Raw genomic sequence first — 13,421 nt, 5'->3', positions numbered from 1 at the left:
CAGAACACGTGCTCCAAAACCAGGGCGGTAAGCTGCCGGGCGTGGAGATCTGGATCAACCCGGCGTGCTCGAAGTGCCGGTCCGCGGTGTCGCTGCTGGACGAAGCCGGCGCGGAGTACACCGTGCGCCGCTACCTCGAGGACCCGCCGACGCCGGCCGAGCTCGAAGCCGTGCTCGAGCGCCTCGGCCTCGAACCGTGGGACATCACGCGCACCGCGGAGCCGATCGCGAAGGAACTCGGCCTCAAGACGTGGGGCCGCACGCCGGACGACCGCGCCCGCTGGATCGCGGTGCTGGCCGAGCACCCGAAGCTGATCCAGCGCCCGATCATCACGGCCGACGACGGCACGACGGTCGTCGCCCGCGACCCGGACACGGTGCGTTCGGTCCTTTAGGGAATCTCGCCGTCCTTCGGCAGGAGGGGCACGTCAAGCGGCACCGTCTCCGGGTACTTGATCCCGGCGCCGGTGTTCAGGACCACGACGTCTTCGTCGCCGGAAAGCCACCCCGACTCGCGCAGGTGCCGCAACGCGGCGAAGCACGCCCCGCCTTCGGGGCACACGAACGTGCCTTCACGCTCGGTCAGTTCCCGTTGCGCCGCAAGGAGTTCGTCGTCGGTGACGGCGACCGCGGTGCCGCCGGTCGCGTACACCGCGTCGAGCACCAGGAAGTCGCCCAGTGCCTTGGGAACGGTGATGCCGAAGGCGGCCGTGCGCGCGTCCGGGAACGGCTCGCTTTCGCGGGCGCCCCGCTCGAACGCGGTGACGATCGGCGCGCACCCGGTGGCCTGGACGGCGACGAGCCGGGGCAGCGGCCCGGAAACCCAGCCGAGCGCCAGCATCTCCCGCAGTGCCTTGTGGATCCCGATGATCCCGACCCCGCCGCCGGTGGGGTAGAGGATCACGTCCGGCAGCCGCCAGCCGAACTGCTCGGCGATCTCGTACCCCATCGTCTTCTTGCCTTCGATGCGGTACGGCTCCTTCAGCGTCGAGACGTCCTGGACGCCTTCGCGCCGCTTCACCGCCGCGCCGACGAGCCGGCCCGCGTCGCCGATGAGACCGTCCACCCGGTACAGCTCGGCGCCCGCGGCGACGCACTCGCGCATGGTGATCGCGGGCGCGCCGGCCGGCATGGCGACCAGGCTCGTCAGGCCCGCGCGGGCCGCGTACAACGCCCAGGCCGCGCCCGCGTTGCCGTTCGTCGGCATCGCGATGCCGCGCACGCCCAGCTCGGCCGCCCGCGAGACGCCGACCGCGGCACCGCGCGCCTTGAACGTGCCGGTCGGGACCAGTCCTTCGTCCTTCATCCACAGCCGCGACAGCCCGAGTTCCCGGCCGTAACGCGGCAGGCGCAGCAACGGCGTCAGGCCCTCGCCGAGACTGACCACACTTTGGGGCGAACGCACCGGCAGCACCTCGTGGTAGCGCCACAGCGTCGGCTCCCGGCCGGCGATCTCCTTCGGCGTCACGGCTTCGCGGACGCCGTCGAGGTCGTACCGCGCGAGCAGCGGCGCGCCCGCCGGCGACAGGCCCTGGACGGTGTCGGCGTCCAGGCGCTCGCCGGTGCGGGAGCATTCGAGATGGCTGAGGAACGAGTACGGCACGGCGCCTCCGGTCAGAAACGGCGGGTGAACGGGAGTGGCTTGCGCATCCGGACCAGCAGCAGGAGCGGCACCAGGACGTAGGGCAGGTTGAAGGCGAGGAACTTCGCCGGGTTGCCGGTGCGCGTGGCCGGGTCGCCGAAGAACTCGACGCCGAACACGACGATCCCGGTCAGCGTGACGATCATGGTCGCGTAGACCACCGACGGCAGCTGGACCCAGTTCTTCCCGGTCAGCAGCGCGAAGACGAGCACCACGTAGAAGGGCGGGTAGCCGAACGCCGAGAGCCCGGTGACGATCCGCATCCAGTCCGGCGGGTGCATGAACAGCGGGTCGGCGTCGTGGGCGTACCAGTGGTTGGAGTCGACGAAGAAGTTGCCGGTCGGGCGGGAGAAGTCGACCCCGACGGTCGGCAGCAGGTCGCTGATCAGCGACGTCACCGTGAAGGCCGCGAACAGCACTGCGAAGAAGACGTCGATCTTCCGGTCCCGCAGCGGCAGGTTCATGCCGCCGATCCTAGGTCCTAAGGTGAGGACATGGACGCGCTGCGGGTGTGCCTGTACGTCTTCGCCGGTGCCACGCTGGGGACCTGGCTGCTGTCGGTGCTGACCAGGGAGTACTCCTGGGTCGACCGGATCTGGTCGCTGATCCCGATCGCCTACGTGGCGATCTTCGCCGGCGCGGCGGACTGGGCGGACGCGCGGCTGGACGTGATGTGCGCGCTGGTGACCGGGTGGGGCATCCGGCTGACGTTCAACTTCGCCCGGAAGGGTGGCTACGCCCGCGGCGGCGAGGACTACCGCTGGGCGGTGCTGCGCGAGCGGATTGCGCCGTGGCAGTTCCAGGTGTTCAACTTCTTCTTCATCTCGCTGTACCAGAACGCGATCCTGCTGCTGATCACGCTGCCGGCGCTGACGGCGCTGCAGAACCGGGGCGGGTTCGGCGTGTGGGACGTCGTGCTGGCGGTGGTGTTCGCGGCGTTCCTGGCCGGCGAGACGGTCGCGGACCAGCAGCAGTGGGAGTTCCACCGCGAGAAGCACGCGGGCCGCGCGCCGACGCGGTTCCTCCAGACCGGGCTGTTCCGCTACTCGCGGCACCCGAACTTCTTCTTCGAGCAGGCGCAGTGGTGGGTGATCGCGGCGTTCGGCGTCGTGGCGGGCGGTCCGCAGTGGACGGTCGCCGGCGCGGTCCTGCTGACCCTGCTGTTCGTGGGCTCGACGCGGTTCACCGAGAGCATCAGCAAGTCCCGCTACCCGGAGTACGCGGACTACCAGCGCCGGACGTCGGCGGTGATCCCGTGGCGGCCCCGGCGCGCCCCGGTCCGCGGATGACGGCCGTCGCGGCGCTCCAGATCGGGACGGGCGTGCCGCCGGCGCGGATCCTGGCGTTCGAGGACGAAATGCGGGCGTCGGCCGCCTCCCTGGTGGTGCTGCCGGAGGCGGTGCTCGGCGGGTACCCGCGCGGAGAACCGTTCGCGGAGTACTTCCGCGCGTCGGTGACGGTGCCGGGCCCCGAAGTGACGGAACTGGCCGGGCTGGCGGCGCGGACCGGCGCGGTCCTGGTCGCCGGCGTGGTCGAGCGCGACGGCTCGACGCTGTACAGCACGGCGGTGTTCCTCGACCCGGCGCACGGGCTGGTCGCCAAGCACCGCAACCTGGTCCCGACGGCGCGCGAGCGCCTGGTGTGGGGCCGTGGCGACGGTTCGACCCTCCCGGTGGTCCCGACGGCGGCGGGCCGCGCGGGCGCCGCGATCTGCTGGGAGAACCACATGCCGCTGCTGCGCGCGGCGATGTACGCCAAGGGCGTCGAGATCTGGTGCGCCCCCACGGCGGACGACCGTGACGTCTGGCAGGCGTCGATGCGCCACATCGCCGACGAGGGCCGGTGCTTCGTGATTTCCGCTTGCCCGTACGAGGCTGCGGGCGACGACCCGTTCCGCGGCGGCAGCGTGGTCGTGGGCCCGCTGGGTGACGTGCTGGCCGGACCGCTGCGGGACGCGGAAGGCTTGGTCACGGCGGAGATCGACGTCGAGGACGTCGTGGCCGCACGGCACAGCCTGGACGTCTCGGGACACTACGCGCGGCCGGATGTCTTCTCGCTGACCGTGGACGAACGGCCCCGGGACGGCGTCACCTTCCTGAGGTGACGCCGTCCCGGCCGGGCTCAGACCGCCAGCCGGCCGCCGTCCACCGGGAGGATCGCGCCGTGGACGAAGCTCGCGTCCGCCGTCACCAGGAACGCGATCGCCCCCGCGATCTCCGCCGGGGACGCCGGCCGGCCCGCCGGGCCCGCCGCCGCCAGCTCGTCCAGGCCGTCGCCGAAGGCCGCCGTGCCTTCCGTGCGCGTCGGGCCCGGGCTCACCGCGTTGACCCGCACCCCCGACGGCCCGAACTCCGCCGCCCATGCCTTGGTCATCAGCTCGATCGCCGCCTTCGACGAGCCGTACAGCGCCATGCCCGCCATGCCCCGCGACGCGACCATCGTGGACACGTTCACGATCGCGCCGTGCCCGCGCGCCGCCATCTCCGGCGCCAGCTCGGCGACCAGGAAGAACGGCACCTTCACGTTCGTCGCGTAGACCCGCTCGAAGTCCGCTTCGGTCGTTTCCGCGGTGGGGCCGGCCGGGAAGATCCCGGCGTTGTTCACCAGCACGTCGATGTGGCCGCCCAGCTCGCGCGCCCGCTCGGCGAGCGAACGCGCCGACGACGCGTCCGTCAGGTCGGCCGCGACGAAGTCCGCCTTGCCGCCCTCCGCACGGATGCTCTCGACGGCTGCGGCGCCGCGCGTGGCGTCGCGCCCGGACAGCACCACGTGCGCCCCGAGCCCGGCCAGCGCGACCGCCGTGGCCCGGCCGATCCCGCTGGTCCCGCCGGTCACCAGCGCCGTCGTCCCGGACAGTTGTGCAGTCATGGTTCAGCTCCTCGTCGCCGGGGTGTTTCCCCGGTCGCCGGGTGCAAGGCGAACCGCCCGTCCGGGCTTCCGGATCGCCGTTCGGCGCTCCTTATGCCCGTGATCGGCGTGGCTGATGGTCTTCCAGCGCGGCGACGAACGCCGCGAGGTCACGCCGGTGCGACGTCGCCGGCCACACGGCCCAGGTCCGCCGGATGATCGGGTTGCCGGCCAGCGGCGACCAGCGGACCGTGTCCGGCAGCGGGTACGGCCACCCGGGCGGGGCGAACGCGTAGGCCCCGCCCGCGCTGACCGCCGGGATCTTGAGCTCGACGATCAGCCGCTGCTCCTCCGGCACGTCCGGGCCGACATCGAGGCCGTGGCTGCGCAGGATGGCCGCCAGCTCGTCGTACCAGGCCGGGCTGCCGGCGCGGGCGAAGGCGAACCAGTCCAGCCCGGCCAGTGACTCCAGCCGCACGCCGTCCGGCCCGGCGAGCTTCTCGGCAACGTCCGCCGCCAGCAGGACGCCGACGTTCTCCTCGACGACGAGGGCCGCGTCCAGGTCGGCGCCTGCCGGGCGCTCGCGGACCAGCCCGACGTCCAGCTCACCGGCCCGCAGGGCGCTGACCTGGGCCACCGACGACAGGTGCCGGGCTTGCACCCGGGTGTCCGGGTACGCCTGCGCCAGCCGGTCCAGCGCCGTCGGCAGCAGTTCCGGCGGCAGCTCGAGCGGGACGCCGACGCGCAGCACGCCGCCGCCGGTCTTCGCGTGCCGGGCCATGGCGGCGAGAGCCTGGTCGTGGCGCGCCAGCACACCGCGGGCCTCGGCGAGCAGCGTCGTCCCGGCGTCGGTGACCCGGACGCCGGTGCTCGTGCGCACCAGCAGCCGGACGCCGAGCCGCCGTTCCAGCGCGGTGATCGTCTGGGACAGCGCGGGCTGGCTGACGTGCAGCCGCCGGGCCGCCTTGGACATGGCGCCCGCTTCCACGACCGCGACGAACGCCCGCAGCTCGCGCAGCTCCATCAGCGTTCCCACCGGATCGGCAGCGACTTCAGCCCGTTCTGGAAGTTCGACCGCAGCCGGACCGGGTCGCCGGCCAGGCGGACTTCGCCGAGCAGGTCGAGCACGGCGGCGAACATCGCCCGCAGCTGGACGCGGGCCAGGTGCGCGCCGAGGCAGAAGTGCGGGCCGTGGCCGAAGGTCAGGTGGTCGTTGGGGGACCGGCCGATGTCGAAGGTGTCCGGCTCGGCGAACACATCCGGATCGCGGTTCGCGGCGGAGAACCAGACGACCACCTTGTCCCCGGCCCGGATGTCCACACCGGACAGCCGGGTGTCCGCGGTCGCGGTCCGCCGGAAGTGCATCACCGGCGTCCACCACCGCAGCATCTCCTCGACCGCCGACGGCAGCAGCGAGCGGTCGGCCAGCAGCCGCCGGTACTGCCCGGGGTGCGACAGCAGGGCCAGCATGCCGCCGGGCAGCCCGTTGCGGAGGGTTTCGTTGCCCGCCACGGAAAACAGCCAGAACAGGTTCTCGAACTCGGCGAGCGAGACGCGGCCGCCGTCGTCGCCGACGTGCCGCATCAGGTTGCTCATCACGTCTTCGCCCGGGTGCGAGCGCTTGTACTCGCCGAGCGCGTTGGCGTACGCGTAGAGGTCCGGCATCCCGGCGCGCGTGCGCGGGTCGGGCATCGACCCGTCCGGGCCCGGGGACGGCCGGACGGCGAGCGCGGCCCGCGCCAGCTCGGTCACCTCGGCGGGGGAGACGGTCGCGCTCACCGCGTACTCGGCGTCCTGGTAGCCGATGACGCGGTTGCTCCAGTCGTACATCAGCCGCCGGTCCTGCTCGGGCACGCCGAACACCGCGGCCAGGGTGAGCAGCGGCAGATCGGCGGCGACCTGGGCGAAGTCGCATTCGCCCCGGCCGGCGACCGCGGCGATCAGGGCCCGCGCCTGCGTCTCGATCCGCTCGGTGAGCTTCGCGACGGCCCGGGGCGTGAAGGCCTTGGTGAGCAGCCCGCGCAGCCTGCCGTGCTCCGGCGGGTCCATGTTGAGCATCATCCGGCGCACGTAGGCGAGGTCGGCTTCGGTGGCCGGGTCGCGGATCTGGGTCCCGCCGAGCTGCGAGGAGAACAGCCCGGGATCCCGCAGCACGCGCCGCACGTCGGCGTGGCGCAGCACGGCCCAGAAGTCGTCGACGCGCACCACCGGCGACTCGCGCCGCAGCCGCGCCAGCTCGTCGTACGGGACACCGCGCACGTAGGTGTCCGGATCGGTGATGCCCACGGACCGACCCTAGCCGCGGCCACGGCGATGAGGGAGGCTGCCCGGATGGACACCCTGAACATGCGCACCGGCGGCCAGGGCGAACCCGCCGTGCTGCTCCTGCACGGCCTGGGCGCGACCGGCGCCGTCTGGGCCCACTTCTCCGTCCTGCTCGACCGGCGCGTGCTGGTGCCCGACCTGCCGGGCCACGGCCCGTCTTCGCCGCTGCCGCACTACAGCTTCGGGACGCTCGCGGCCGCCGTCGCGCGGGCGCTGCCCGGCACGGGACCCTACGTCGTCGCCGGGCACTCGCTCGGCGGAGTGCTGGCGCTCGAGCTGGCGTCCGGCAAGTACGGCGTCGAGGTCGACGGCGTGCTGGCGCTCGGGGTGAAAGCCGAGTGGAGCCAGGACGACCTGGGCCGCGCCGCGACGTTCGCCGCCCGCCCGCCTCGCGTGTTCGAGACCCGCGAAGACGCCGAGCAGGCCTACCTGAAGGTGTCCGGGCTGCTCGGCATCGCGCCCGCCGACCCGGCCGGGCTTCGCGAGACCGAGGGAGGTTGGCGCCTCGCGATGGACCCGGCCGCGTTCGGCGTCGGTGCCCCGGACATGCCGGCGCTGCTCGCCGCGGCGCGGTGCCCGGTGGTGCTGGCCGCGGGCGAGCACGACCCGATGAGCCGTCCGGAGCAGCTGCGCGCGCTCGACCCGGACGCGGTCGTCCTCGCCGGCCTCGGGCACAACGCCCACGTCGAGGACCCAGCCGCCGTGCGCGCCCTGCTGGAGCGCTTCGGCGTCTGAAGGCTCGGGGGCAGCCGTCGTACCCCATGCGACGGCTGCTTCCGAACCCCTCGCCACCACCGGACCCGAGAAAGCCTATGAACCGCGGGTGGACGAGCGCCTGTACTCCTCCGCCGCGTTGTCGTCACCGTCGGTACCTGCGGAAACGGTCATCTTCGCCGTTCGGTGGTACAGCTGAGGCGGCACGATCGTGATGCTGGAGCGGTACGTTCGCCGACGCGCACGCGGGGAGAGGACGCCTGTGGAGGAAGGCCTGTCGTTCGCCGGATGGCTGCGGGAACGGCGTCTGCTCGCCGGCCTGACCCAGGCCCAGCTCGCGCGGCGGGCCGGGCTGAGCCTGCGCGCGGTGCGCAACGCCGAGCTCGGCAGCGTGCGGCGGCCCCGGCCGGAGACGGAACGGCGGCTGCGGGAAGCGCTTGCCGAGGCCCCGCCCGAGCCGGTCCGCATCGGCGTGCTGGGGCCGCTCACCGTGCGGCGCGGGGATTCGCCGGTGGAGATCGGCGCGGAGAAGCAACGCCTGCTGCTGGCGATGCTGGCCCTGCAGCCGAACCGGACCGTGCGGCGCGAGGATCTCGTCGACGTCGTCTGGGCGGAACCGCCGCCGTCGTGCCTGGACCTGCTGCACACCTACGTGGCGCGGCTGCGGCGCGCGCTGCGCCCGGCCGGCCTGATCGCCACCGACAAGGGCGGCTACCGGCTGGCGGCCGGTGAGGACGACCTCGACCTGCTGCGCTTCGAGGCGCTGCTGGAGAAGGGCGCCTACCGCGAGGCGCTCGAGCTGTGGCGCGGTCCGGCGCTCGCCGACGTCGAACGGCTGCGCCAGCACCCCGCCCGGCTCGCGCTGGCGATGAAGCGCGCGAAGGCGGTGATGGCCTACGCCGAGGTCGCGGACCCCGAGGACGCGGCGGTGCAGCTGCGGGCGCTGACCGCCGAGGAGCCGCTCGACGAGTCCGCGCACGCCCGGCTGATGCTGGCGTTGGCCGCGTCCGGCCGGCAGGCCGCCGCGCTCGGCGTGTTCGAGGAAATCCGGCGGCGGCTGGCGGCCGAGCTGGGCATCGAGCCCGGCCCCGAGCTGCGCGCGGCCCAGCGCCAGGTGCTGCGGCAGGACTTCGCCGCCCCGGCCCCGCCCTCCCGCGTCCCCGCGCAGCTGCCCGCGGACGTCACCGGCTTCCGCGGCCGCGCCGCCCAGCTGGCCGAGCTGGACGCGCTCCTGGCGGGCGGCGATCCCGGCGCGCGCATCGCCGTGCTGTCCGGCACCGGCGGCGTCGGCAAGACCGCGCTCGCCGTCCACTGGGCCCAGCGGCACCGCGACCGGTTCCCGGACGGCCAGCTCTCCCTCGACCTGCACGGCTACGGCACGGTCAGCCCGGTCGAACCGGGCGACGCGCTGTCGGGGTTCCTGCGCGCCCTCGGCGTCGGCGGCGCGGACATCCCGGCCGACCCCGACGAGCGGGCCGCGAAGTTCCGGACCCTGCTCGCCGGCCGCCGGATGGTGCTGCTGCTGGACAACGCCGGCTCGGTCGGGCAGGTCCGGCCGCTGCTGCCCGGCTCGCCGTCCTGCCTGGTGCTGGTGACCAGCCGGGACGCCCTGCCCGGCCTGGTCGCCCGGCACGGCGCCCGCCGCGTGCTCGTCGACCTGCTGACCGGGGACGAGGCCCTGGACCTGCTCCGGACGCTGCTCGGCCGGCGTGCCGAGGACGAACCGGACGCCACCGCGGCGCTGATCGGCTACGCGGCCCGGCTGCCGCTGGCGTTGCGGCTGGTGGCCGAGCTGGCGCTGAGCCGGCCCGGGGAGCGGCTGGCGGCGCTCGCGGCCGAGCTGGCCGACGAACAGCGCCGCCTCGATCTCCTGGACGGCGGCGGCGACCCGCTGACCGCCGTCCGCGCCGTCTTCTCGTGGTCCTACCGGCATCTCCCGGCCGACGCCGCGCGCGTGTTCCGGCTCTGCGGGCTGCACCCGGGCCGGGACCTGACGCCGTCGGCGATCGCCGCACTCGCGGACGTCACGCTGCCGGAGGCGGAACGGCTGACCGGCGCGCTGGTGCGCGCCCACCTCGTGCAGGAGACCGGCGGGAACCGCGTCCAGCAGCACGACCTGCTGCGGGTCTACGCCGCCGAACTGGCGGCCGCCGATCCGGCCGGGAGCCACGCGGCGCGGGAGCGGCTGTTCGACTTCTACGTCCGGTCGGCGGCGCAGGCCATGGACGCCGTCCTGCCGCAGGAACGGCACCTGCGGCCGGTGGTGCCGGCCCCCGGGGCCGAGGTGCCCGACGCGCAGGCGTGGCTGGAGGCCGAGCGCCGCAACCTCCTCGCGGTCGCCGCGTACGCGACCCGGCACGGGTGGGCCGAGCACCTGCGGCTGCTGTCCGGGATCCTGTGGCACTACCTCGATGTCGGCGGCTACCACGAGGAAGCGCTCGTGCTGCACACGCACGCGTCGGCGCTGGCCCGCGACGCCGGCGACCGGGCCGCCGAAGCCGAGCCGCTCACGCTGATCGCGCTCGGCCACTGGCGGGTCGGCCGGTCCCGGGAAGCGTTGCGGTACCTGGAAGAAGCGCTCGTGCTCGTCCGCGAAACCGGTGACCGGCGCACCGAGATCCACGTGCTCAACACGCTCGGCCTGGTCTGCCGGGCACTGGGCCGTTTCGCCGAAGCGATCACGTACTCGACGGAAGCCCTAGCGCTGGCCCGGAAAACCGGCGACCGCACCAGCGAAGGCCTGGTGCTGGTGGTGCTCGGCTGCTCCTGCCGCGGCATCGGCCGGTACGGCGAGGCGATCGGCCACCTCGAACAGGCGCGTGCACTGGCCCGCGACACCGCCGACCGCACCAGCGAGGGCTACGCCCTGGTCAACATGGGTGACTCGCTCTCGGCGCTGGGCCGCCACGACGAAGCCGCGCGGGCGCTGGAGGCGGGACTGGACCACTTCCGCGCCATGGGCGTGCGGGTGAGCGAGGGCTACGCGCTGGGCATCCTCGGCGACATCGAGCACGCGCGGGGCCGGTACCCGGAAGCCGCGGCCCACCTGCGGCGGGCACTGGACATCGCGCGGGAGACCGGCAGCCCGACGAACCGCAGCGTCGCCCTGAAGCACCTCGGTGACGTCCGGCTGGCGCAGGGCAGGCCGGACGAAGCGGCCCAGCACCTCGAAGAGGCACTGGGCCTGGCCCGCGAATGCGGTGACCGCGGCGTGGAGTCGCGGGTGCTCAACAGCCTCGGCGCGGTGGCGGCGGCGCGGGGCGCGTACTCCGACGCGCTGCGCCACCACCGGGAAGCCCTTGCCGTGGCGAAGGAAACCGGCTGCCGTCCCGAGGAGGGACGCGCCCACTGCGGGCTGGGCGAGGTCCGCTGCGCACTCGGCGACCCGGAGGCGGCGCGCGGGCACTGGGAACGCGCGCTGGCCTGTTACGCCGGGGAGTGCCTGCCCGGCGCGAGGCGGGTCAGGAACCACTTGACGGCTTTGGACCGCGTCGCCGGGTAACGGCGTTCGAGCGCGCCGAGGTCGTGTTCGACCCGCTGCAGATCGCGGTCTACGACGTCCGTGCTGCCCGCGAGCCGCCGCCGGGCGGTCACGACGCCCGTCCCGTCGCCTTGAAGAACGTGTAGTGGAAGGTGCCGTCCGGCCCGGTGGTGCGGTGCAGGTCGGCGACCCCGCGGGCCCAGCCGTCCGCGGTGGCGAGCCCGCGCGCGACGGCGGTTTCGCCGACCCCTTCGACCATCGCGGTGAACGTGTCGCGGGTGAAGCCGGTGACCAGCGCGGGCCGGGACGCGTCGGCGTAGACCGTCCTGGGTTCGACGCGCACCTCGGCGAACCCCGCGGCGTCGAGCAGCGGGTACAGGCGCCGCCCGATGAGCGCGTCGCCGCCGGCGCCGGCCTGCAGGCGGACGAGGCACCCGATCGCGGCCTGGGCGTGCTCGCTGCGCGGGTGGAAGAACGCCGACCCGTGGTCGCCTTCGACCACGGTGATGGTGCCGCCCGGCCGCAGCAGGGTTTTCAGGTGCGTCAGCGCCTTTTCCGGCTCCGCGAGGTGCTCCAGCACGAAACACACGAAAAGGTGGTCGTACTCGCCGTCGAGGGTGAACAGGTCGGCTTGGCGGAACTCGACGCCCGGCCCGACCCTGGCCCTGGCCTCGGCCAGGGACTCCGCCGAGACGTCGACCGCGGTCAGCCGCGCGTGGGGGCTGCGGGCCAGGAGGTGGACGGTCTGGGCGCCGACGCCACAGCCGACCTCCAGCACCCGGCTCCCGGCGGGGTAGGCCGTGCCGGCGTGCAGCAGCTCGGCGAGCGTGTCGGCCTGGTCGCCGAGGCGGCGGGCTTCGGGAGCGGTGTACCCGTGCACGTAAGTGGTGTCCATGAGCCCAGCGTGCTGCCACAATGGCTCGATGGACAGAGCCAAAACCGCCCCTGCGGAGGGGTCCATAGGGTCGGACTTCCTGCAGCTGGACGTCCGGGAGGCGCCGCCGGGCGGGCTCGCGGACTGGCTCGCCGGGCAGCTGCGCGCCGCCGTCGCCGACGGCAGGCTCCCGGTCGGCGGCAGGCTGCCCGCGTCGCGCGTGCTGGCCGCCGAGCTGCGGGTGTCGCGGGGCGTGGTGACGGAGGCGTACCAGCGGCTGATCGACGACGGTCACGCCGCGGGCCGCGGCCGCGCGGGCACGGTGGTGGTCGCCGCGCCCGTCCTGCCGCCCGCCCCGGCGCCGGCGCCGCCGCCTTCGAAGGTGATCACGCCGTTGCCGGGTGCGGAGGTCTTCGACGCGGTCCGCGCGGCGCCGGCCCGGATCGACCTGACACCGGGCGTGCCGGACTTGACGGCGTTCCCGCGCGCGGCGTGGCTGAAGGCCGAACGCGCGGTGCTGGACGACCTGGAGCCTGCCCACTTCGGCTACGGCGACCCGCGCGGCGCGCCGGCGATGCGCCAGGCGGTGTCGCACTGGCTCGCGCGCAACCGCGGCATCCGCGTGGACCCCGGCGAGATCATCGTGGTGTCCGGGGTCGCCCAGGCGCTGACGCTGGTGGGGGAGGTGCTGCGGCAGCACGGCGTCGGCACGGTCGCCGTCGAAGACCCCGGCTCGCTCGGCGCCCGCCAGCACCTGCACCACTGCGGCCTGGCGACCCCGCCGGTCCCGGTGGACGACGACGGCCTGCGGGTCGCGGACCTGAACGCCCCGGCGGTGCTGGTGACCCCGGCCCACCAGTTCCCCATGGGCGTGGTGCTGGGCGGCGAGCGCCGCCGCCACCTGATGCGCTGGGCGGCCGAGGGCGGCATCGTCATCGAAGACGACTACGACGCCGAGCACCGCTACGACCGCGCGCCGGTGCCCGCGGTCCGGTCGATGCTGCCGGACGTCTGTTACACGGGCAGCGTCTCGAAGCTGCTGGCACCGGCGTTGCGGGTCGGCTGGCTGCTGGCGCCGCCGCGGTTCCGGGACGACCTGGTGGCGGCGAAGCGGTTCGCCGACCTCGGCAACGCGGTGCTGGCCCAGCTGGTCCTGGCCCGGCTGATGGAGACCGGCGAGCTGGAGCGGCAGCTGCGGGTGGTCCGGGCCCGGCACCGCCGTCGCCGCGACGCGATGATCCGCGCGCTGGCCACGGACCTGCCCGCGGCGGTGGTCCACGGCGCGGCGGCGGGCCTGCACCTGACGGTCACGTTCGAGCCCGGCGTCGACGACGTCGCCTTGGCGGCGGCCGCGCTCGCGGAGGGCGTGAAGGCGCAGCCGCTGTCGTGGCACCGCCAGCGGCCCGGACGCCCGGGCCTGGTCCTCGGCTACGCGGCCAGGACGGCGACGGAGATCGCGGAGGGCGTCGCGATCCTGGGCCGCGTCCTGCGCGCTCAGTAAAGACTCCACAAAGGACAGTCAAGCGAGTGTGATCATG

At 74.2% G+C, this 13,421-nt stretch carries 12 protein-coding genes; 6 read left to right on the top strand and 6 right to left on the bottom strand.

The window, feature by feature from the left end:
* Positions 1-41 precede the first annotated feature (41 nt).
* Positions 42-395 carry an arsenate reductase family protein gene (locus BT341_RS38490; RefSeq protein WP_072480907.1) on the top strand — a complete coding sequence of 118 codons (354 nt, stop codon included), beginning with the start codon at positions 42-44 and terminating at the stop codon, positions 393-395.
* Here the strand turns inward: BT341_RS38490 and BT341_RS38485 are convergent.
* Together BT341_RS38485 and BT341_RS38480 are read right to left on the bottom strand one after the other, a co-directional pair.
* Positions 392-1,603, bottom strand: coding sequence for a threonine synthase (locus tag BT341_RS38485; protein ID WP_072480906.1), 1,212 nt, complete (start codon positions 1,601-1,603; stop codon positions 392-394). The genes BT341_RS38490 and BT341_RS38485 overlap by 4 nt on opposite strands.
* A gap of 11 nt (positions 1,604-1,614) precedes the next feature.
* The gene (locus tag BT341_RS38480; protein WP_072480905.1) at positions 1,615-2,106 is read right to left on the bottom strand and encodes an EXPERA domain-containing protein; all 492 of its coding nucleotides are present in this window, start codon (positions 2,104-2,106) and stop codon (positions 1,615-1,617) included.
* A 30-nt stretch (positions 2,107-2,136) separates the two neighbouring features.
* Between BT341_RS38480 and BT341_RS38475 the strand changes: the two genes are divergently transcribed.
* Positions 2,137-2,931, top strand: coding sequence for a DUF1295 domain-containing protein (locus BT341_RS38475; RefSeq protein ID WP_072480904.1), 795 nt, complete (start codon positions 2,137-2,139; stop codon positions 2,929-2,931).
* On the top strand, positions 2,928-3,746 hold the full coding sequence (locus tag BT341_RS38470; protein WP_072482409.1) for a carbon-nitrogen hydrolase family protein: 819 nt from the start codon (positions 2,928-2,930) through the stop codon (positions 3,744-3,746). The genes BT341_RS38475 and BT341_RS38470 overlap by 4 nt, the downstream gene beginning before the upstream one ends.
* Before the next feature lie 17 nt (positions 3,747-3,763).
* On the opposite strand, the gene BT341_RS38465 is transcribed toward BT341_RS38470, so the two are convergent.
* From BT341_RS38465 to BT341_RS38455, 3 genes are all read right to left on the bottom strand, one after another.
* A complete protein-coding gene (locus BT341_RS38465; RefSeq protein WP_072480903.1) occupies positions 3,764-4,510 on the bottom strand; it encodes an SDR family NAD(P)-dependent oxidoreductase in 747 nt (248 codons plus the stop codon).
* A 91-nt stretch (positions 4,511-4,601) separates the two neighbouring features.
* On the bottom strand, positions 4,602-5,513 hold the full coding sequence (locus BT341_RS38460) for a LysR family transcriptional regulator (protein WP_072480902.1): 912 nt from the start codon (positions 5,511-5,513) through the stop codon (positions 4,602-4,604).
* Entirely contained in the window at positions 5,513-6,775 is a 1,263-nt protein-coding gene (locus BT341_RS38455; RefSeq protein ID WP_072480901.1) for a cytochrome P450, read from the bottom strand. Before BT341_RS38455 ends, BT341_RS38460 begins: the two co-directional genes overlap by 1 nt.
* A gap of 45 nt (positions 6,776-6,820) precedes the next feature.
* Between BT341_RS38455 and BT341_RS38450 the strand changes: the two genes are divergently transcribed.
* Positions 6,821-7,549 (top strand): alpha/beta fold hydrolase, encoded by a 729-nt coding sequence (locus tag BT341_RS38450; RefSeq protein WP_072480900.1) that lies wholly within the window; start codon positions 6,821-6,823, stop codon positions 7,547-7,549.
* A 241-nt stretch (positions 7,550-7,790) separates the two neighbouring features.
* Positions 7,791-11,030: a tetratricopeptide repeat protein gene (locus BT341_RS38445; protein WP_072480899.1), complete on the top strand. Its 3,240-nt coding sequence runs from the start codon at positions 7,791-7,793 to the stop codon at positions 11,028-11,030.
* A gap of 88 nt (positions 11,031-11,118) precedes the next feature.
* Here BT341_RS38445 and BT341_RS38440 read toward each other — a convergent pair whose 3' ends face one another.
* A complete protein-coding gene (locus BT341_RS38440; RefSeq protein WP_072480898.1) occupies positions 11,119-11,904 on the bottom strand; it encodes an L-histidine N(alpha)-methyltransferase in 786 nt (261 codons plus the stop codon).
* 28 nt (positions 11,905-11,932) lie between these two features.
* Here BT341_RS38440 and pdxR point away from each other — a divergent pair, with 28 nt between their 5' ends.
* Positions 11,933-13,384, top strand: a complete 1,452-nt coding sequence (gene pdxR, locus BT341_RS38435; protein ID WP_072480897.1) for a MocR-like pyridoxine biosynthesis transcription factor PdxR — start codon at positions 11,933-11,935, stop codon at positions 13,382-13,384.
* Positions 13,385-13,421: the final 37 nt, after the last annotated feature.

The organism is Amycolatopsis australiensis (genome assembly GCF_900119165.1).
Classification (GTDB): domain Bacteria; phylum Actinomycetota; class Actinomycetes; order Mycobacteriales; family Pseudonocardiaceae; genus Amycolatopsis; species Amycolatopsis australiensis.
The sequence above is the reverse complement of the archived record's forward strand: the minus strand, read 5'-3'. Positions and strand labels throughout refer to the sequence as shown.

What these genes read in the sequence shown, in the direction of transcription:
- BT341_RS38480 (WP_072480905.1), bottom strand. Translation starts at nt 2,106, where the DNA reads ATGAACCTGCCGCTGCGGGACCGGAAGATCGACGTCTTCTTCGCAGTG.
- BT341_RS38475 (WP_072480904.1), top strand. Translation starts at nt 2,137, where the DNA reads ATGGACGCGCTGCGGGTGTGCCTGTACGTCTTCGCCGGTGCCACGCTG.
- BT341_RS38470 (WP_072482409.1), top strand. Translation starts at nt 2,928, where the DNA reads ATGACGGCCGTCGCGGCGCTCCAGATCGGGACGGGCGTGCCGCCGGCG.
- BT341_RS38465 (WP_072480903.1), bottom strand. Translation starts at nt 4,510, where the DNA reads ATGACTGCACAACTGTCCGGGACGACGGCGCTGGTGACCGGCGGGACC.
- BT341_RS38460 (WP_072480902.1), bottom strand. Translation starts at nt 5,513, where the DNA reads ATGGAGCTGCGCGAGCTGCGGGCGTTCGTCGCGGTCGTGGAAGCGGGC.
- BT341_RS38450 (WP_072480900.1), top strand. Translation starts at nt 6,821, where the DNA reads ATGGACACCCTGAACATGCGCACCGGCGGCCAGGGCGAACCCGCCGTG.
- BT341_RS38440 (WP_072480898.1), bottom strand. Translation starts at nt 11,904, where the DNA reads ATGGACACCACTTACGTGCACGGGTACACCGCTCCCGAAGCCCGCCGC.
- pdxR (WP_072480897.1), top strand. Translation starts at nt 11,933, where the DNA reads ATGGACAGAGCCAAAACCGCCCCTGCGGAGGGGTCCATAGGGTCGGAC.